The sequence below is a fragment of the Neobacillus sp. B4I6 genome (genome assembly GCF_050434045.1).
Taxonomy (GTDB): domain Bacteria; phylum Bacillota; class Bacilli; order Bacillales; family Cytobacillaceae; genus Neobacillus.
Map to the genome: position 1 here is coordinate 3,384,051 of NZ_JBNPWB010000002.1, position 18,395 is coordinate 3,402,445.

Genomic DNA, 18,395 nt, shown 5'->3' on the forward strand with positions numbered 1-18,395 from the left:
TACCCTAATCTCCTGAAGATTCAGCGATATGTTCCTTAATTAATTCTACAAAGGCTGAAACTTGCTTTAATTGAAAGGCCGATTCATAGCCCAGTAGCCATGTATCACGATTTAGAGGTTCATTATTCTCATTTAAAAGCGGTATTTTGAAAATTTCCTTTTCTGCTTTAGTTAATGTTATGGCGGGCAGGATAGCGTAGCCAATGCCATTGAAAGCCATCTGCTTGCATGTCTCAATTTGATCAACCACAACGGTCCTCTTGGGTGAAGTCTTAAAATTGCGCATCCACCAATCTTGAATTTCCTGGAAATAATTAGAATCACTTTTAAATTGAATGAAGGGGCGGTCCGTATTTAAAACTTGTTCCGGACTGGTAATTTCCCTGTCAACTAAATAAAGAGGATCGTTAAATAGATGAACCTTAATTCCTTTCCAATCGGGTGTACCACGGATAATCCCAATATGAACTTGATCGTCATATAAGCATTTTAAAATTTCGCTGCTCCATCCAGTTACTAATGAAATTTTGGCTTGAGGATATCTATCAATAAATTTCTTTAAAACCTGCGGAAGCCAATTTTGGCCTACAATCGAAGCAACAGCTATCTTCAAAGTACCTGACACACCTGATTGAAGGGAGTGAATGGTTTCACGCACCTTTTCTTGCTTAGTTAGTACTTCATTTGCAAATTGGATGACATGCTCACCTGAGGGGGTTAGAGCTAGTCCTTTTTGCGAGCGAATAAATAATTTCGTTCCCCAATCTTTTTCGATTGTTTGCAATCGTTGCGAAAGGGCTGGCTGTGAAACAAACAGCCGTTCCGATGCCTTCCGCATATTCATCTCCTGGGCTAAAACGGATAATAATTGAAATTCTGATAATGAGGACAAGATTGTTCCCCTCCTTAAAAAGCTCTGTGAAGTTACACAGAGCTATCGTTCTTTTTCGGTATAAAAAATATTAACAGTAAACTTATGATTGCCAAGGCGAAGACAACATAATAAACAGAGTGAAGAGAAATGGTTAACCCATTCTGCAAGAAAGTCCGGACTGATTCAGAGAGATTTTCTCGCTCAGCAGATTTTAAGAGTAGATTGACATCATCTACTGATAAGGAATGATCATTCTCGGTTAAATATTGACTCAACCTGTTATTAAGGATTCCCCCCAGTAATGCTGCACCAATTGTATTTCCAAGATTTCTCATAAACATATTAGATGCAGTTGCGATGCCCCTCTGTTCCCAACCAACTGTACTTTGAATCGAGACAATAAAGGCAGTGGATGTTAAGCCCATCCCTAATCCAACGAAAAAAGAACCCACTGCTGCCCATAAAGGCCCTGAGGAGGCTGACATCGTCAAGAAGCCAATGCTGCCAATGATTAACGAGACACCACCGATAATAGATGTTTTTCGATAACCCATCGTTATCAACAACCGTCCCGCAAGTGTGGATGCAATTGGCCACCCGATTGACATAGCTGTCAACGTAAAACCCGCAACAATGGGTGTTTGTTCCATAACACCTTGCACAAATGTAGGTAAAAAGCTCGAAATTCCAATTAACATGATTCCCGTAGAAAGCGATGTAGTGTTGGCTATAAGAATAGAGCGTTCCTTCCAAATTGAAAATGGCATTACTGGCTCTCTAGCACGGGCTTCCTGAAATACAAACCCAAGTAATGTTACAGCGCTGAAAGCAAAAAAGCTTAGCGACTGCCAAGATCCCCATGCAAAGCGGCTCCCACCTTCTACAAGGATAAACATTAACGAAGAAATTGTCATCGTTAACAAAATAGCACCAAGATAATCTATTGCATGTTTTTTCCTTTGGACATTTTCATGTAAGAACAGCCATAGGCCTACTAAGGATAGAATCCCAAGCGGAATGTTTATCCAGAATACATAATGCCAACTTACATATTGGACAAGTAAGCCTCCAACAGCAGGTCCAGTAATCGCCGAAACACCCCATACACTAGCTAGGTATCCCTGAATTTTAGCCCGTTCTTCTGCAGTATAGATATCGCCAATTATTGTTGTCGCAATCGATGTGACAGCACCTGCTCCAAACCCTTGAATCAAACGAAAAATAATCAACATTTTCATTGATGTGGCGAATCCACAAAGAATGGATCCTAATAAAAAAATTAATATTCCAATCGTAAGAATTGGTTTTCGACCAAATAAGTCGGATAATTTACCATAAATAAGAACGGTTACAGAATTCATTAACAAGTACGCAGAAAATACCCAACTATATAGTGTAAACCCGCCTAAATCAGCGACAATTGCGGGCATTGCGGTTGAAACAATCGTTGCTTCAATCGCCCCCATAAACATCGCTAACATTACGGCGGCTAGAACTAGTGGCTTTTTCGTTTGCCTGCTGTTGGACTTTCCTTTAGATATCTTCTCAGTAGAAGTACTCATATTCACACCTCAAACTTAAAAAAAATCAAGCCCCCTGCTTGGGGGCCTAAATACATCATTTTTCATTTTTTTTTATTATTTTATTTAATTGATTTAATAACGTACTTCTTGGCAAAATTCCTTCAAAGTATCCATCTTCAGTCTCAACACAAAGAAATGGTTGGTTAACAAGTAATTCAAGACATTTTTTTAAGGATGCAGTAATTTTAACTCGTGGAATAGAGCCTTTCATGACCTCTTCCACTCGTTTTTTCTCAAGTTGTTCAAATTCAATTCTTTCTAGTCCAAGGATAGAATCCATAATAATCGGGGTGCTAATTAACCCATGAAGCTTGTAATGAGGGTCTAAGACCGGTATAGCCGTATACCCGCTTTTTGTTAAAACTAATAAGGCATGTTCTAGATTATTACCTATTTGAACATGCGCTACCCGTTCGGAAGGGATCATTAATTCTTTTATTGTTAATTTTAAAAATTCACCGTTGGGAAGACTGATCATCGCCGAAAACTCCTCAAAAATTTGTTTTTCTACAGTTACATTCTACCATAGTATTCGGGAGTCTGTGCTAATTTTGGTAATGTATAATTAGAAACCTAAATACAACCTCCGCAGTCGTTGACATAAAGAAAACTCGCCACTGGCGAGCCGTTAGGCGAAGACAGAGGCGTAGTTGCACTTATGCGAAATAAGAAAGTATGAACTTTCGATTCGAAAGTTTATACTTTCTTATTAGCCGAAAAATAAAGGAACCCTAAAGGTTCCTTATTGAATCAAATCAAAAATTTCAATTGTAATCATATCAACATTATCAAATTGATATCTTTTTGGTTTTTCCTTCTCATTATATACTTCTAATTCAAATGTCTCCGTTTTCGGATGAAATGTTACTTGACACTTTCTATCACCGTTTACCTCGAAATAGCGTTGTGCTGGCTCACCACTATTAGCTTGTTCCTGAAGATTTTTTAATCTTGTTAATATACCTTGAAGCTGTGACATATGCTCCGTCTCCTTTCAAACCCAAACAAACATCTACAATTATGTTTCTCATTTGGCATTTTTCTATCCGATTGGATTACTTTCATAATTTTCCAACCGCATAATTAATATGCCAATATTAAAAGAATAAAATAACGTTGTCCATTTGTCCAAGTAAAAATAAAAAAATAAGGAATTTTTTAATACACTTCCCTAAAAAGAAGCTAAAAGATAGCAAATTCAGTGCATTTTAAAGTAATTGGTCATGTTGGAATAAATATTGATAGGATATATCGATAAACAAATAATCTTCCCCATTCATTGGGAATGAAAAAGTACGAATTGTTTCCCCAGTATCAATATCACAATATAAATCAGATAAGATTCCTTTTCGTTCATTTCTCATTTTGATAATATTTTCTAAAAAGTAAGGACGCCAGCTCCAATTTTTTTGAATGTACTCGGATTGAGTGATCCAGCCCTCTTTTTCTTTAAAGATATTGGCAGATTTCTGGAAGCCATCTTCATCACAAACATACATTCTAAAGGCAATCTGATCCAATTCTTTTATTAGTACTTGGAAAAGGTTTTGATATGTTGCATTTCTGTTCTTAATCACAATTTCTTGGACTTTGGCTTGAAAAAATTCTGCAGTGGTATAAACTGCTTCTAATTTCTTTTTTTCATATGAGATAAAATCATGAAACTTCTCTTTTAAGCGATCCTTTAGGAAATCACGTTGAATGAACTCTGCTGCTGGCGGGTGTAAATAATAACCTTGATAATAACGACCGCCATTTTTCCATGCAAACTGCAGTTGGTAGCTCATCTCAATATTTTCAAACAAGAGTGTGGCACCTATTTTCCGCGCCAAAAGAGACAATGTAAACAAAACATCGTGATAATTTATACCAGTTGACGTCGATTTTAAGGCTTGTAGGTTAATTTTCAGTATATCTGGTTCAAGTTGTCCTATTCGTTCAAAATAGTTACTTTCACTGTCAATTCTTGCTATCGCTATTTTAATCCCATATGTTCGATAATATTGCAATAAGTGATCAAATTGGTCTAAATCCCCAGTATAATTTCGATCTGAAATTTCCAGAACAATTCGATTTAACATCAAGCCCTTTTTTTCAAACGCGAGGAGCTCTTGTAAAAAAGGTTCACCATGTCCATACATTAATAAATCAGCATTCCGATTCAGAAAGATACTTACATCCTCATCAAGCTTTAACGCTTTTTCAAGTGCCATCTTGACTAATAACAAGTCCACTTCAAACTTATATTCATCAGGAATTTGATCATCCTGAAAAAAGGTCCCTAAACTGATGATTTTCCCTTCTGATTCATATCTCCCCAAAACCTCATAGGCAATTACGCGTTGTTCATCGGCACTAATAATCGGTTGAAAATAGGGAAATACATTTTCAAGATCCGATAGTATTTCCAATGCATCCATCCAAGTACCTCCAAAATTTTTTTCTCATTATACCATACGCAAAACGACGGATTCTCGTTCTTTTCCAAAAGGATACCATTATAGTCGCTTATAAACAATCATATCCTATACCTACGCTGTTCTATAAGGAGGATAAGTTTTGAAAAAACTTTGCTTATTAGCCTCGATCCTTCCCATGCTGGGATGCAGCCACTTTAATGCTGATACACATTCCAGGACAGAAAGTAAACAGCCTCTTTCCACGATATCCGCGAAAGAGAATACTCAATCCAGATCATCTGTCGATTTTGAAAATAACCGATATACAATAAAAGAACTTAATCAACAAGTGATTTATGGAAAAAATGAGGCCAATAAGAGTGATTCAGTTAGCACTACTCCCAAAAAGAATTCTGCTATGCTAAATGTGGTATTAATTAAGCAAAACCCTGAACTTAGATACGGCTGTGAAGTCACAAGCCTAGCAATGGTGCTAAATTTTGCAGGCGTTAAAACAAGTAAAATGGATCTATACCGGTCTATCCGGAAGGATGTAGACCCGCTTATTAGATCTCCAAAGGGAGATATAGTACGTTGGGGAAACCCAGCAGATGGTTTTGTTGGGGATATGACAGGCAGAAGAGCAGGGTATGCAGTATTTGACCAACCGATAATTGCCCTAATCAACCAAAAGCTCCCTGGAAGAGCCATTAATTTAACAAATATGCCATTTGACAGGGTCTTAGAGCATGTTTCTGCAGGGTATCCAGTGGTTGTATGGACAACCGGGGATTACCGTCTTCCAGACCGTTGGGAGGGCTGGTATCACGGGAAACAATACATTAAAACACCACTTGATTTACATGCTGTCGTTTTAGTTGGTTATGACACGAAATATGTCTATTTAAACGATCCACTTTCTGGAAAAAAACAAGTAAGAGTAGGTAAACAACAATTTATTTCATCTTGGAAAGCATTAAAAAGCCGTGCCGTAAGCTATAAGTAGGAAAAGCAGCCACATTGTTGGCTGCTTTTTATGCATCTTTTAATTTTTTTTGAATAAGAACATACCAAGGACCTTTTCACTTGCATTATCGAAAGTTTTTAAAGAAAATACAAAGGGACCCTTCTTTTTATAGAAGGTGAATAAAAGATAGGTTGGTTGAAAAAATGGCTAAAAATCAGACGAGGAGAACCTTTCTAAAACGAACACTGGGGTCATTTCTTACCGTTCTCGGATTAAGTTCGGGAGGCTATCTTTATGCCAATCGAATTGAACCCTCATTACTCGATATTCAAGAACTTCAAATCAAACATCCACTAATCCCTAACAGCTTTGATGGAATAAAAATGATTCAATTTAGTGATACCCACCTTGGTTTTCAATATAATCTTCATCAATTTAATCAATTAGTCAATAAAATTAATAGTCTTAAGCCAGACATTATTTTATTTACTGGAGATTTAATGGACGAGCCAAACCAATATACAGAAATTAATAAACTGATGCCTATTTTGAAGAAATTACAGGCTCCGCTTGGAAAATACTGCATTTTTGGTAATCATGATCATGGCGGCTATGGCTCTGATATTTACCGGAATATTATGGAAACGACTGATTTTTCCGTACTTTTGAATGATTCAGCACCAATTAAATTAAGTGATGGAAGCATAATCTATCTGCTTGGGATTGATGATGCGATGCTAGGGAATCCTAATATATCTTTGACTTTAAAAAATGTGCCTAAAAATTCGTTTAAAATATTATTATCCCATGCACCCGATCTTGCAGAAACAGCTTCATTGTATCCAGTCCAATGGCAGCTAAGTGGTCATAGCCATGGAGGACAGATTAAAATCCCATTTTTGGGGGCTCTTGTGACTCCTCCCTTTGGAAAAATATATCCAGAGGGTCTTTATTCAATCGGCGAGCATAATCCCCTCTCACTATATGTAAATAGAGGAATTGGAACAACACGTCTCCCTTTTCGCTTTATGTCAAAACCTGAATTAACTGTCTTTACTCTAAAATCAGAAAAGTAGAAAACGAAAAAACCTTTCGAACATAATGATTATAAAGTTTCTTTTTATTCTTTTTATAGTGTAGGATTAGGTTAACATCCTAAATTCTCTTTTATTCGTAAGATTAGAAGAATTTTTATAATTTTCTTATCATAATAGCCAAAAAGACGCACTGTTTTATTCCTATTTCTTAAAAAAAGGGGTATAATATAGATGTTTTATATAACTGAAGGGAGAACATATTTTGAATTATGATCAGAAAGGCCCCCTAATAAATCTAAATCTAACCATCGAAAACCTCGCTCAAGCTATCTTTATTGTGAATCGCCATGCAAAAACGGCTACAAATCCCAAATTATTGTACAGATTGAAACAAGAAACATTAAAAAAATTGATTGAAGAAGGCAAGGCAAAAAAAGTTGGTCTTCATTTTTCTGGAAATCCACGTAATAGTCAGCAGCAGTCAGATGTGCTTGTTGAATGTGGAAGATACACATTTCATATTCCTCCAACTAAATCAGATTTTCTCGAACTACCTCATTTTGGGAAATTAGATGAACGGGTACGAAATCCAAAAGCAACACTCTCACTTAATTCAGCAAAAGCATTACTTCAACTATATACTGGAATCTCAGAACTAGATCAACCCCCAAGCAATCATAAAAAGAGCAAAACTTACCAAAAGCCTATTTTTAAAAAATTAGGAGAAAGATACTCCTAAAAAGAACTCAAAAAGCCAGCTCAAGCTTGGCTTTTTTTGATTTATAAATCTGGATTACTTTTGCTAATGCTTCGTGATGATTTTGTGAACAATATCACTATTATATAGACTGTTAATAAATGTGGATTTACAATTCAGTTATAAGTCAAATAGTCTTAAGTTGAATATAATTTCAAAAGAGGTGCTTGAGAAATGAAAGGAACAGCGATTCTTTTTCAGGAACAAAATGTTACATTTATTGAAGATGTTGATCATTCTATTTATGAAGAAATTAAAGAGCAATGTGGCTGCGAGAAATGTAATTGCAAGCTCGAAAATAAAATAGTTAATTTTGGTTTTGTGTCACCAGTTTTTTGGCACGAGGACGAAGTTGACTGGGACTATGGTTATTAAAACACTTTAATTTGAATTAAAACTTCCCTTCCCCAAAAAACGATTTGAGAAAAACTCAGATCGTTTTTTATTTCTACATAGTGGTAACTTTAGCTAAAAATAGTCTATAATCATTATATTCATAACAGATTAAACCCAGTCGGAAGGATGGACAATATTGGAGCATTTAATTAATCAACGAGTAAAAGATATAGAAATCTCGGGAATTAGAAAGTTTTTTAATATGGTTGCGCATGTTGATGACCTGATTTCATTTACAATTGGACAACCTGATTTCCCGACCCCAGAACATGTAAAAAATGCAGCTATTGCAGCAATTGAACAAAACTTTACTTCCTATACCCATAATGCAGGGACGATTGAATTAAGGGAAGCGGCGTGCAATTTTGTAGAAAAAAAATATGGCTTGCATTATAAGCCTGAATCAGAAGTGATTGTTACTGCAGGGGCAAGCGAGGCAATTGATATTGCTTTTCGGTCTATTTTAATAGAAGGTTCCGAGGTCATATTACCTGGTCCAATTTATCCAGGCTATGAACCAATTATTCGAATGATGGGGGCAACTCCAGTGCATGTCGATATTCGGCGAAACCAGTTTCGCTTTACATTAGAAATGATCAAACCATTTATTACCGAGAAAACTCGCTGCATTGTACTCCCATACCCTTCGAACCCGACTGGAGTCAGTCTCTCAGAGTCAGAGCTAAGAGAAATAGCAGAATATATTAAGAATAAAGATATCTTTATCCTTGCTGATGAAATATACAGCGAACTTACTTATGATCAGCCACATCAATCGATTGCTTCCTTTCTAAAAGAACAAACCATCGTAATAAATGGGTTATCCAAGTCCCACTCAATGACAGGATGGAGAATTGGCTTTTTATTTGCACCTGAAGGTATCACCAAACATATTTTAAAAGTCCATCAATATAATATATCTTGTGCCACTTCGATTGCGCAGAAGGCAGCTTTGGCGGCCGTTACAACAGGTATTGATGATGCGCTTGTGATGAAAAAGGAATATTTAAAAAGAAGGGATTATGTTTTCAAGCGATTATCTGCTATGGGACTTGATGCCGTCAAACCGGATGGAGCGTTTTATTTCTTTGTGAAAATTCCTGATACCATCGCATTAAGCAGCTTTGATTTTGCCCTTAAGCTTGTTCAAGAAACAAAAGTGGCCGTCGTACCAGGCAGTGCTTTTTCTGAATATGGAGAAGGCTATTTCCGGTTATCGTTTGCTTGTTCTATGGAATTATTAGAACTTGGCCTAAATCGGCTGGAACAATATTTGCGAAATTGGAAATAAACGAATTTTACCCTCACATTTAATGTGAGGGTATTAATTTTAAAAATTATTGGCCTTTATATTTCCCATTGTTTTTAGGAGCCTTTTCTTTTTTAGCCTTTTCTTTATGTGCTTGATTTGCTGCAGCTGATCCGAATTCATTGGCGAATTCTTCGTTCGCTACTGCAGAATCAAACCCCTTTTTGTTTTTTTGTTTCGCGTCGTTCTTTTTTGTCCTTTTAGCCATTAACAATTCCTCCTAATTCAAGGTTTCTCTTATAGTTTCAAGAAGATAGGAGGAATTTATTCAACTATTAGTTCTTCCAATATTTATAAAGCGCATGTGTGCCGCTATTTTCTTCTCCCATTTCGGCTAATTGGTCGTATAAAGATTTAGCTAATGAGAGACCTGGTACTTCCATTCCCATTCGTTCAGCTTCATTTATCGCTATTTTCATATCCTTTATAAAATGCTTTATGTAAAAACCAGGTTCAAAATTTCCGGCTAACATTCTTGGTGCAAGATTGCTAAGAGACCAGCTTCCAGCAGCTCCAGTTGTAATACTTTTCAGGACATTTTCTGGATCTAGCCCAGCTTTTTCAGCATATATAATTGCTTCACAAACACCCATCATGTTTGAAGCAATTGCAATTTGATTGCACATTTTTGTATGCTGGCCAGCACCTGGTTTGCCTTGGTAGACCACGTTAGTTCCAAGCAACTCCAATATAGGACGAACCTCTTCAAACGCTTCACTTTCACCGCCAGCCATGATGGAGAGCTTAGCTTCCTTTGCACCTACATCTCCACCAGAAACAGGTGCATCAATCGCCTGAATTCCTTTCCTTTTAGCCTGTTCATAAATTTTAATGGCAAGTGACGGAGAAGAGGTTGTCATATCGATAAGATAGCTTCCAGATGTTCCATTTTGAATTAAGCCATTTTCGCCGAAATATATTTCCTCCACATCGGTTGGATAGCCGACCATAGTGAAAGTTATAGATGCTTTTTCAGCTACCTCTTTCGGCGTTGCGGCCCAGTCTGCGCCTTTATCCAATAGGTCTTGTGCTTTTTCCTTTGTCCTTGAATAAACAACTGCAGAGTAGCCCGCCTTTAATAAATGTCCTGCCATACTTTTTCCCATTACACCTGTGCCAATAAATCCAATTACCGTATTTTCTGGAGTAAGCAAAATAATCTTCCCTCTCTTTGGAATTTTCCTTATATATTTTAGCATTAAAATTTTGTTTGATAAAAAATTATGCATAAAAAAACCGGAACGTCCCAGTCGCTCCGGTCTTCGTGCTCCATCTCCAAAGTTATGCACAAATATATTTTGTCCTTTCAAACGAGAACATAATCACTTTTTATAACTCTGAAGAAAAATTTGTTAAATAGGCACGACCGAATACTTCTTGATTATTAAATACTTCAATCGAAACAGCATTATCCTTTTCAATCATATTTTTAAGGTCAAGAATATGTAAATCTTCTCTTAGGGGCAACGGATCCATAAAAATATATTTCTCACCTTTTCCTTTTACTTCTAAATATTCACCGTTCAACACTTGATCTTCTCCGTATACTATTTCTCGTTTACCGATTGCAGCAGCTAATTTGTCATCGTGAATAGTAACTTTCACCTTATATAATTGTTGCCCTGCTAATATTTCATTGTTAATTCGAAAACGGAATTGAAGTTCATTATTTTTTGTTAACAAGGCGTCGGCATAGCGGTTTACAATTAATTCATTGGAAAAAAGCAAATTACAGCCGCTTAGCAGAGAAGAACTGCATACTATTAGGATCAATACAGTAATGAATCGAATATTTTTCAGCATCTATAACACTCCCTTAATATTTTTACCATAGCCAAAATACATCGGTAATAAACGTAAAGAAAGGTTAATATAGGAAAGTTATTATATCGCTTTGATCATCCCTCCATCTACTAAAAATGAACTGCCTGTCATATAGGAATTAGCATCAGATAATAGGAAAGCTGCAACATTTGCAAATTCCTCTGGTGTTCCGTATCTCTTTAATGGAATTCCTTCCTTTACTTGCAATGCGATAGCTTCCCGATCGACTCCAAGTTTATCTGCATTTACTTGATCTAAATGATTGACGCGGTCAGTTGCAATCCGGCCAGGAGCAATGGTATTAATAAGAATATTATATTGAGCCAGTTCTAAAGCAAGAGTTTTTGCTAGTCCAACTATTCCCGTCCGAAAGGTATTCGAGAGTATTAAGCCTGGAATTGGTTCTTTAATCGAAGTAGAGGCGATGTTCAAAATTTTCCCGCCCTGCTCTTTTAAATAGGGCAAAGAAGCTCGGATCATTCGAACATATGATAATAAATTCAATTCAAATGACTTCTGCCATTCCTCATCTGTTAACTCCTCAAACGCCCCTGCAGGAGGCCCTCCAGCATTATTAACTAGTATATCAATTCGTTGAAACGATTCTGCTGTTACTTTTACCAGCTGATTAATGTCATTTACATTAGTTATATCAGTTTTTTGGTAGGCTACTTTTCCCATACCAAGAGATTCAAGCTGACTTGCTTTTTGTTTCAGCTTTTCCTCTTCCCGGCCAGAAATCATAACATTTGCTCCCTCTCTTACTAATCGTTCAGCTATTGCAAACCCTAAGCCCTGGCTGGAAGCAACCACCAAAGCTGTTTTACCAGTTAAATTCAACTCCATTGTTTACAATTCCTCCTTCATAAATATATTCTTAGTATACAGGATAAATTGAGGGAATACTTGGAAAAATTCACACAAAAAGAGACAGATTTAATCTGCCTCTGTACCTATACTAAGTTTTTAGAATGTATGTGCAAAATCCCTTGCACGTGCAATCGCATTTTCTTTTATTTCTTCAGCCTTGTCAGGCATTGCATTATGTCCTTCCACAAACAACCCCTCTAGGGATGGAACTCCAAAGAAACTCATCATCACACTGATATATCGGTGTCCCATTTCCATCTGTGCTGCAGGCCCCTCTGAGTAAAATCCACCCCGAGCTTGAATATGCAATGCCTTTTTATCCGTCAAAAGACCTATTGGGCCCTGTTCCGTATATTTAAATGTCTTTCCCGCAACTGCTACAGAATCAAGATATGCCTTCATAATTGGCGGAAATGAGAAATTCCATAAAGGCGTGACAAACACATATTTATCCGCACTAACAAACTGCTCACTTAACTCGTTAAGCCGGCCAACCTTTTGCTTTTCTTCCGCTGTTAATTCATCAAAGCTTTGACCAGAACGAAGTTTTCCCCAGCCGCTAAACACATCTGCATCAATGTGAGGTATATGTTCTTTATACAAATCAAGATGAATTACCTCATCGCTGGAATTGATTTGTTTATAGCTATCAATAAATTCCTTACCTACCGCCATACTATAGGACTGTGTTTCATTGTGAGGATGTGCCGTGATATACAAAACACGTACCATTTAAGCTCCACCTTTCTTTTGAATAAAGACAATAATATTATTAGTTAATATAAGAGAAAATAATCAAAAAGGATTTGCCCGAAGACAAATCCTTTTCATGCATCATTTATTCATTTGTATCAAGAGAGTAAGGATTGTGACCAATGTTAATTCTCATTTCATCAGTCAACTGGAATGGTTCATTAACCAATGCCTCATTGGTTGCTTGACCTAGTAGTGAACTTCCATCAAAATGTACAGGTTTTTGTTCCATACTTCCATTCACCTCCACCATTTCAAATATACCATTTCCAATAAAACACTTGCCTATTCCTGTCCATCTACCATCCTAAAGTACTGGCAAAAAAATAGGTACTATGTATTACTTATTATTATACTCAAAAATCCATAATTAAAAAGACAATACTGTGAAAAATCAAAAAATAAATGAACGACAGAAAAAGACCGGCTAATAATCAGCCGGTCTTTTTTGAGTATTGTGTTTACTTTGTGGCGCCATTTACTGCTTCAATAACCTGAGCGGTTGTTTGCATATTTAAAACTTGTTGAGCAAGCTTCTCCATATCAGATTTTTTCAAATTCCTGATTTGTGAGCGAGCTTTTAAAATTGAAGTTGCACTCATAGAAAATTCATCAAGCCCAAGACCTAAAAGAACCGGAATAGCCGTTTCATCTCCTGCCATTTCCCCACACATACCTGTCCATTTTCCTTCTGCATGTGCTGCATCAATAACCATTTTTACTAATCGTAAAATGGATGGGCTATAGGGCTGATATAGGTATGAAACACGTTGGTTCATGCGGTCTGCAGCCATCGTATATTGAATCAAATCATTTGTTCCAATACTAAAGAAGTCTACTTCTTTTGCAAATTGATCAGCTAAGATAGCAGTTGAAGGAATTTCGACCATTATTCCAAGTTCAATTTCATCGGAAACCTTTTGACCTTCAGCAAGAAGCCTTTGCTTTTCTTCTTCAAGAATCGTTTTTGCCGCACGGAATTCATCCAGAGTTGCAATCATCGGGAACATGATTTTTAAATTCCCATAATTACTTGCCCGTAACAAGGCTCTAAGCTGGGTGCGGAATATATCCTGCTCTTCTAAACATAATCGAATGGCCCGGAAACCTAAGAATGGATTCATTTCCTTTGGTAAATCCAAATATGGCAGTTCTTTATCCCCGCCAATATCCAAGGTACGAACTACAACAGGTTTTCCTTTTAATCCTTCTAAAACGGCTTTATAGGACTCAAACTGTTCTTCCTCTGTTGGAAGCTGGTCTCTTCCCATATATAGGAACTCGGTCCTGTAAAGACCTACACCTTCCCCGCCATTTTCAATTACTCCCTTTAAATCCTTGGGAGTACCTATATTGGCGACCAATTCTACATGATGATCATCATTCGTTACCGTTGGTTCGTTAACAAGCTTGGCCCATTCAGCTTTTTGTACTTCATACTCATCATGAACTTTACGGTATTGTTCAACAAGTTCTGGAGTAGGATTTATATGTACTTCACCTTTTAAACCGTCAACAATAACTAGATCCCCATTATTGATTTCCTCAGTAGCCGTTTTTGTTCCAACTACTGCTGGAATTTCCATAGAGCGAGCCATAATTGCTGAATGTGAGGTACGTCCACCAATATTTGTTGTAAATCCTAAGACATATTGTCTGTTTAATTGTGCTGTATCCGAAGGTGTTAAGTCCTCTGCGACAATGATAACTTCCTCAGCAATCATGCTTGGATTAACCAGTTGAACACTTAATAAATGGGCTAATACACGTTTCGTTACATCACGAATATCTGCTGCACGTTCTTTCATATATTCATTATCCATTTGTTCAAACATCATAATGAACATATCTGCCGTTTCCTTTAAAGCAGATTCAGCATTCACTTTATCAGACTGAATTTTTTCTTCAATAGGTGTATTTAATTCAGGATCACTTAGGACAAGTAAATGTGCTTCAAAAATTGCTGCTTTATCCGCACCCAAGTCAACTTTGGCACGGTCACGAATTGCTTCGAGTTCTGCTTTAGATTTTTCCATTGCCTGTCGAAAACGGTCAACCTCTGCAGCAGCATCGTCAATTGTTTTTTGTTCAAAAGATAAATCTGGTTCAACAAGACGGTATGCCTTCGCAATTGCGATACCGTTTGATGCTGCAATCCCATGTAAAAAAGTCATTATTCAGCCAATCCTTCTTTTTTCAATGTTTCTTCAAGGCTATTTAAAGCATCGTTTGCATCGTTTCCTTCTGCAGAAATCGTAATATCTGCACCTTGGCCAACACCTAGAGACATAACACCCATAATTGATTTTAAATTAACTTTTTTACCTTTATATTCTAAATGAATCTCAGAATCAAATCGGCTAGCCGTTTGTACTAATAAAGTTGCTGGTCTTGCATGTATCCCTGTTTCTGCGATTACCTTAAATTGCATTTCTGACATGATCATCAAACTCCTTTAATATATATAAAAATATAAACTTGCTTCATTAAAAATAAACATTTCTCATCATTTAGTCAACTAAATCATTAATTGGCTAAAGAGTTAAATTCAAATCTTTTTTACTTATTTTTTCCAAAAGGAAAACAAATATGTAATGAATTTACACTCACATGATAATGTTTTTTGTTTATTCAATTGATAGAATAGCACTTTCCACTTTATCAAACAACTGTAAAATCAATTTTATATCATTTGTCACAATTCTGTCAAAAACATTCATAAACTATCACATTCCCCCATGAAAAAACAATAAAATCTGTCACCTTCGACAGCTTTTGATTATTTCAACATTTCTAATGGAGAGTTCCTGGTAATAATAGCGATTAGCTTCTTGGTTCTTTTAGATATTGATACAAAACATCGCCTCCCCTCTGACCAATTCCGCGGAAATGCTTAAAATCTTTTCTTTTTACAAGTACCTGACGAAATTCCATAAAATCATCATTTGTTACAAAATACTCTGAAAGTTCACCAGTCATTAGTCGATCCAAGATTTCAGTGATCATTTCTTCCTTCATTCTGTTGCACCACCTTTACCTGTTTATATTAACGTAAATGACTTTTATTAAGCCAATTTTCGAAACTTACGATAACTTTTGAAAGCGTTTCCGATTCTTTTATGGCCTTTTTTCGCATATTATTAAAATGTTTATAAAGAATTAACATAATTGTCAAATAAAAGCCTTTACGAAATGAATAAAGTAGTGCAAACTGTTATTTAACTGGATTTTATTATAGTTTTTTGGGGTAAAGGAGAGAGACTAAAATGAGAAAAGCAGAAGTAGGAAATATCATAGAATTCCGCGGTGGTCTAAAGGGGATCGTTGAAAAGGTAAATGAAAATTCTGTCATAGTCGACCTAACATTTATGGACAATTATCGTGATTTAGAATTGGATCAACGAACAGTTGTTAATCACAAAAACTATAAGGTTGTAAAAGAAAGCGCTTATTAATTAATAGAATTATAGAAAAGGCAGTCTAACCATGGCTGCCTTTTTTTTTAAACCGCTATTCGCCTTTTCCTGCTTCCTTTGATAACTGCTTTAAACTTTTGACTTTCCCATGAGGATTTTGATCTTGTTTCCTAACTGTCCATTCTCGTTCTTGTTCACTCCTTGATTTGCTCATCCCTTTCACTCCCTTCCTTATTATTTTTTTCTTTTCTTGGTGTTCTAAACAATATAAATGGGAAAAGGGGTGATGTAATGATTTCCATTTGAAAAACTAATTTGATAAAATATATTTTATTGTTTCGAAAAGGAGATCGCGATAATGAAAAAATTCTTCCAAGACCCTCGCATACTTATTGGTTTTATTATTGCTCACGTTCTTTTATTTTTTTCATTTCATGATAGAGCGATCTTTTGGTATATATTTTCAGGATCAGTTCTGGTACTCATCGCATACTCAACCTTTCAAGAGGAGGTGGATGATGAAGTATCATTTATTCAATTTATCCTACTTGGATCAATATCCGGTTTCTTATTATATTTTGTTTTTCGGGCTGGTATACGGGGAATGGAGATACTTCAGCTGCCAATTGATACAAGCATTAAAAATCTCTATAACTGGTATGCCCCATCCTTATTTTGGCAGTACCTTGCACTTGTTTTAGTTGCGGCACCTGGCGAAGAACTTTTCTGGCGTGGATTTATCCAAAAAAGACTCTCGAAATACTTAAATCCGGTTGTAAGTATTTTGTCTGCATCAATTCTGTACGCTTCCGTCCATATTTATTCGGGCTCATTTTTATTAGTTCTCGCTGCCTTTATTTCTGGTTTTGTGTGGGGATATCTTTATTTTTTTAAAAAGAGTATGCCCTTGGTTATTGTTTCTCATATCATTTTTGACCTTTTGATTTTTATTATTTTGCCTTTTAATTAGAAAAGCAGAGTGTCTAGCAGACACTTGCTTTTCTATTTTCTTATACTTGGTGTAAATGGTTTCATCCATAGTAAAATAAAAAAAATCATGCAAATGTAACCAAACAATGGATACAAATAGGATAGCAACGTACCGTAATTCACAAGACTAATCAGGTAGGAAACAATAAAAATAAGCGTAACCGACACAATTGTCGGAATGGGCAAATATTGCTTCAATTGTCGGTCCAGTCCAAAGACATTTCCAATTACAGAAGTAAAAATCTCTCCATAAATAACGAGTACAAAAATCCAATAAAAAAAAGGGGCTAAGTTTTTCATAATAATTGCCATTGGAATATTATATTGTTCTAAATTAGGAAGCATGATTAAAGTGAAATGACCAGCAATCAATATCACTGTTAAAGCAGCACCCCCAAGAATCCCTCCCCATTTGATTGTCCAATCATCCTTTACCTCTGTTGCAATCGGTACTAAAACGGCTTGTGCTAGCCCCAGATTCAATGCCACATATGAAAATGGTGCAATCACACTTTTCCAGCCATCGTCGGAATGAGGAATAAATAATAATTGATTGAGGAAGTTGGGCATTTGAATGGAATAGAACATTAAAATTATGCTGAATGTGATCATTACCGGAACAACAAACGTGTTGACAGCAAAAAGACCTTTTGTACCAACTAGCATGACTAAAAAGGATAAAAAAATTGTCAGAAAAACACCGACTGCTTTGGGCAGATTTAACTGTTCCTCAAAAATAGCCCCAGCCCCTGAAAGCATCACAGCACTAACACCAAGAAGCATAAATAGCATAAAGACGTTAATGACACGACCAGGCCATTTGCCAAACAAGTACTCATTAAACTCTTGATAAGATTTTGCATCTATAAGTGCAGCCATTCTCATTAATTTTGAACCCAATGAAATAAAGAGATATCCGCTCATCAAAATACTTATTAAGCCAAAGAAACCAAACCGCGAAAAAAATTCAACGATTTCTTTTCCCGTGGCGAATCCAGCGCCTACTACAGTGCCTACATAGACCGCCGCAATCTGAAATGCTTGAGTCCAATCCCTTTTCACATCATCTCCTCCTTATAATCAATATATGATGATAAGGACAAACAAAGACGAGCTTTTTTCCTGAAATAGCAAGCATTACCAAAAACAAATTTCTTGAAAGTCAAAAATGGTCAGAGTATACTATCGTCATAAGGTCAAATATAGTCAAAGTCAAAGTG

At 36.3% G+C, this 18,395-nt stretch carries 23 protein-coding genes; 7 read left to right on the forward strand and 16 right to left on the reverse strand.

Features of this window, described 5'->3' with window-relative positions; all coding sequences use genetic code 11:
• Positions 1-4 precede the first annotated feature (4 nt).
• From QF028_RS18790 to QF028_RS18810, 5 genes are all read right to left on the reverse strand, one after another.
• On the reverse strand, positions 5-892 hold the full coding sequence (locus QF028_RS18790) for a LysR family transcriptional regulator (protein ID WP_168242646.1): 888 nt from the start codon (positions 890-892) through the stop codon (positions 5-7).
• A 32-nt stretch (positions 893-924) separates the two neighbouring features.
• Complete coding sequence (locus tag QF028_RS18795; RefSeq protein ID WP_429467680.1) at positions 925-2,436, reverse strand: MDR family MFS transporter; 1,512 nt, start codon at positions 2,434-2,436, stop codon at positions 925-927.
• Between the two features lie 55 nt (positions 2,437-2,491).
• Complete coding sequence (gene cbpB, locus QF028_RS18800; protein ID WP_088086226.1) at positions 2,492-2,935, reverse strand: cyclic-di-AMP-binding protein CbpB; 444 nt, start codon at positions 2,933-2,935, stop codon at positions 2,492-2,494.
• Positions 2,936-3,199: 264 nt separating this feature from the next.
• A complete protein-coding gene (locus tag QF028_RS18805) occupies positions 3,200-3,436 on the reverse strand; it encodes a YkuJ family protein (protein WP_066252435.1) in 237 nt (78 codons plus the stop codon).
• Positions 3,437-3,665: 229 nt separating this feature from the next.
• Positions 3,666-4,877, reverse strand: coding sequence for an EAL-associated domain-containing protein (locus tag QF028_RS18810; protein ID WP_429467684.1), 1,212 nt, complete (start codon positions 4,875-4,877; stop codon positions 3,666-3,668).
• A 139-nt stretch (positions 4,878-5,016) separates the two neighbouring features.
• Between QF028_RS18810 and QF028_RS18815 the strand changes: the two genes are divergently transcribed.
• The 5 genes from QF028_RS18815 to QF028_RS18835 all read left to right on the forward strand — a co-directional run bounded on the left by QF028_RS18815 (position 5,017) and on the right by QF028_RS18835 (position 9,304).
• Positions 5,017-5,862 (forward strand): C39 family peptidase, encoded by an 846-nt coding sequence (locus tag QF028_RS18815; RefSeq protein ID WP_429467686.1) that lies wholly within the window; start codon positions 5,017-5,019, stop codon positions 5,860-5,862.
• A gap of 164 nt (positions 5,863-6,026) precedes the next feature.
• On the forward strand, positions 6,027-6,899 hold the full coding sequence (locus tag QF028_RS18820; RefSeq protein WP_429467689.1) for a metallophosphoesterase: 873 nt from the start codon (positions 6,027-6,029) through the stop codon (positions 6,897-6,899).
• A gap of 223 nt (positions 6,900-7,122) precedes the next feature.
• Positions 7,123-7,599 carry a YkyB family protein gene (locus tag QF028_RS18825; RefSeq protein ID WP_214714673.1) on the forward strand — a complete coding sequence of 159 codons (477 nt, stop codon included), beginning with the start codon at positions 7,123-7,125 and terminating at the stop codon, positions 7,597-7,599.
• 192 nt (positions 7,600-7,791) lie between these two features.
• Positions 7,792-7,992: a hypothetical protein gene (locus tag QF028_RS18830; protein ID WP_410881858.1), complete on the forward strand. Its 201-nt coding sequence runs from the start codon at positions 7,792-7,794 to the stop codon at positions 7,990-7,992.
• A 157-nt stretch (positions 7,993-8,149) separates the two neighbouring features.
• Entirely contained in the window at positions 8,150-9,304 is a 1,155-nt protein-coding gene (locus tag QF028_RS18835; protein WP_429467693.1) for an aminotransferase A, read from the forward strand.
• Positions 9,305-9,350: 46 nt separating this feature from the next.
• On the opposite strand, the gene QF028_RS18840 is transcribed toward QF028_RS18835, so the two are convergent.
• The 9 genes from QF028_RS18840 to QF028_RS18880 form a co-directional block, all read right to left on the reverse strand.
• A complete protein-coding gene (locus tag QF028_RS18840) occupies positions 9,351-9,530 on the reverse strand; it encodes a hypothetical protein (RefSeq protein ID WP_168242639.1) in 180 nt (59 codons plus the stop codon).
• Positions 9,531-9,597: 67 nt separating this feature from the next.
• A complete protein-coding gene (locus QF028_RS18845) occupies positions 9,598-10,476 on the reverse strand; it encodes an NAD(P)-dependent oxidoreductase (RefSeq protein WP_215001670.1) in 879 nt (292 codons plus the stop codon).
• Positions 10,477-10,651: 175 nt separating this feature from the next.
• On the reverse strand, positions 10,652-11,125 hold the full coding sequence (locus tag QF028_RS18850) for a hypothetical protein (RefSeq protein WP_429467696.1): 474 nt from the start codon (positions 11,123-11,125) through the stop codon (positions 10,652-10,654).
• Positions 11,126-11,206: 81 nt separating this feature from the next.
• Positions 11,207-11,992: an SDR family oxidoreductase gene (locus tag QF028_RS18855; RefSeq protein ID WP_429467699.1), complete on the reverse strand. Its 786-nt coding sequence runs from the start codon at positions 11,990-11,992 to the stop codon at positions 11,207-11,209.
• Between the two features lie 120 nt (positions 11,993-12,112).
• The gene (locus QF028_RS18860; RefSeq protein WP_410881865.1) at positions 12,113-12,748 is read right to left on the reverse strand and encodes an FMN-dependent NADH-azoreductase; all 636 of its coding nucleotides are present in this window, start codon (positions 12,746-12,748) and stop codon (positions 12,113-12,115) included.
• A gap of 106 nt (positions 12,749-12,854) precedes the next feature.
• Positions 12,855-13,001 carry a hypothetical protein gene (locus QF028_RS18865; protein WP_215001663.1) on the reverse strand — a complete coding sequence of 49 codons (147 nt, stop codon included), beginning with the start codon at positions 12,999-13,001 and terminating at the stop codon, positions 12,855-12,857.
• Between the two features lie 229 nt (positions 13,002-13,230).
• On the reverse strand, positions 13,231-14,943 hold the full coding sequence (gene ptsP / locus QF028_RS18870) for a phosphoenolpyruvate--protein phosphotransferase (RefSeq protein ID WP_429467702.1): 1,713 nt from the start codon (positions 14,941-14,943) through the stop codon (positions 13,231-13,233).
• Positions 14,943-15,209, reverse strand: a complete 267-nt coding sequence (locus tag QF028_RS18875; RefSeq protein ID WP_429467704.1) for a phosphocarrier protein HPr — start codon at positions 15,207-15,209, stop codon at positions 14,943-14,945. The genes ptsP and QF028_RS18875 overlap by 1 nt, the downstream gene beginning before the upstream one ends.
• A gap of 383 nt (positions 15,210-15,592) precedes the next feature.
• Entirely contained in the window at positions 15,593-15,787 is a 195-nt protein-coding gene (locus QF028_RS18880) for a hypothetical protein (protein WP_214714687.1), read from the reverse strand.
• A 248-nt stretch (positions 15,788-16,035) separates the two neighbouring features.
• On the opposite strand from QF028_RS18880, the gene QF028_RS18885 reads away from it, so the two are divergent.
• A complete protein-coding gene (locus tag QF028_RS18885; protein ID WP_066252404.1) occupies positions 16,036-16,224 on the forward strand; it encodes a YkvS family protein in 189 nt (62 codons plus the stop codon).
• 55 nt (positions 16,225-16,279) lie between these two features.
• Here the strand turns inward: QF028_RS18885 and QF028_RS18890 are convergent, their stop codons facing one another.
• Entirely contained in the window at positions 16,280-16,399 is a 120-nt protein-coding gene (locus QF028_RS18890; protein ID WP_251032950.1) for a DUF6254 family protein, read from the reverse strand.
• A gap of 144 nt (positions 16,400-16,543) precedes the next feature.
• Here QF028_RS18890 and QF028_RS18895 point away from each other — a divergent pair, with 144 nt between their 5' ends.
• Positions 16,544-17,155: a CPBP family intramembrane glutamic endopeptidase gene (locus QF028_RS18895; RefSeq protein ID WP_429467708.1), complete on the forward strand. Its 612-nt coding sequence runs from the start codon at positions 16,544-16,546 to the stop codon at positions 17,153-17,155.
• Positions 17,156-17,187: 32 nt separating this feature from the next.
• Here QF028_RS18895 and QF028_RS18900 read toward each other — a convergent pair whose 3' ends face one another.
• A complete protein-coding gene (locus QF028_RS18900; protein ID WP_215001655.1) occupies positions 17,188-18,237 on the reverse strand; it encodes a YkvI family membrane protein in 1,050 nt (349 codons plus the stop codon).
• Positions 18,238-18,395 lie beyond the last annotated feature (158 nt).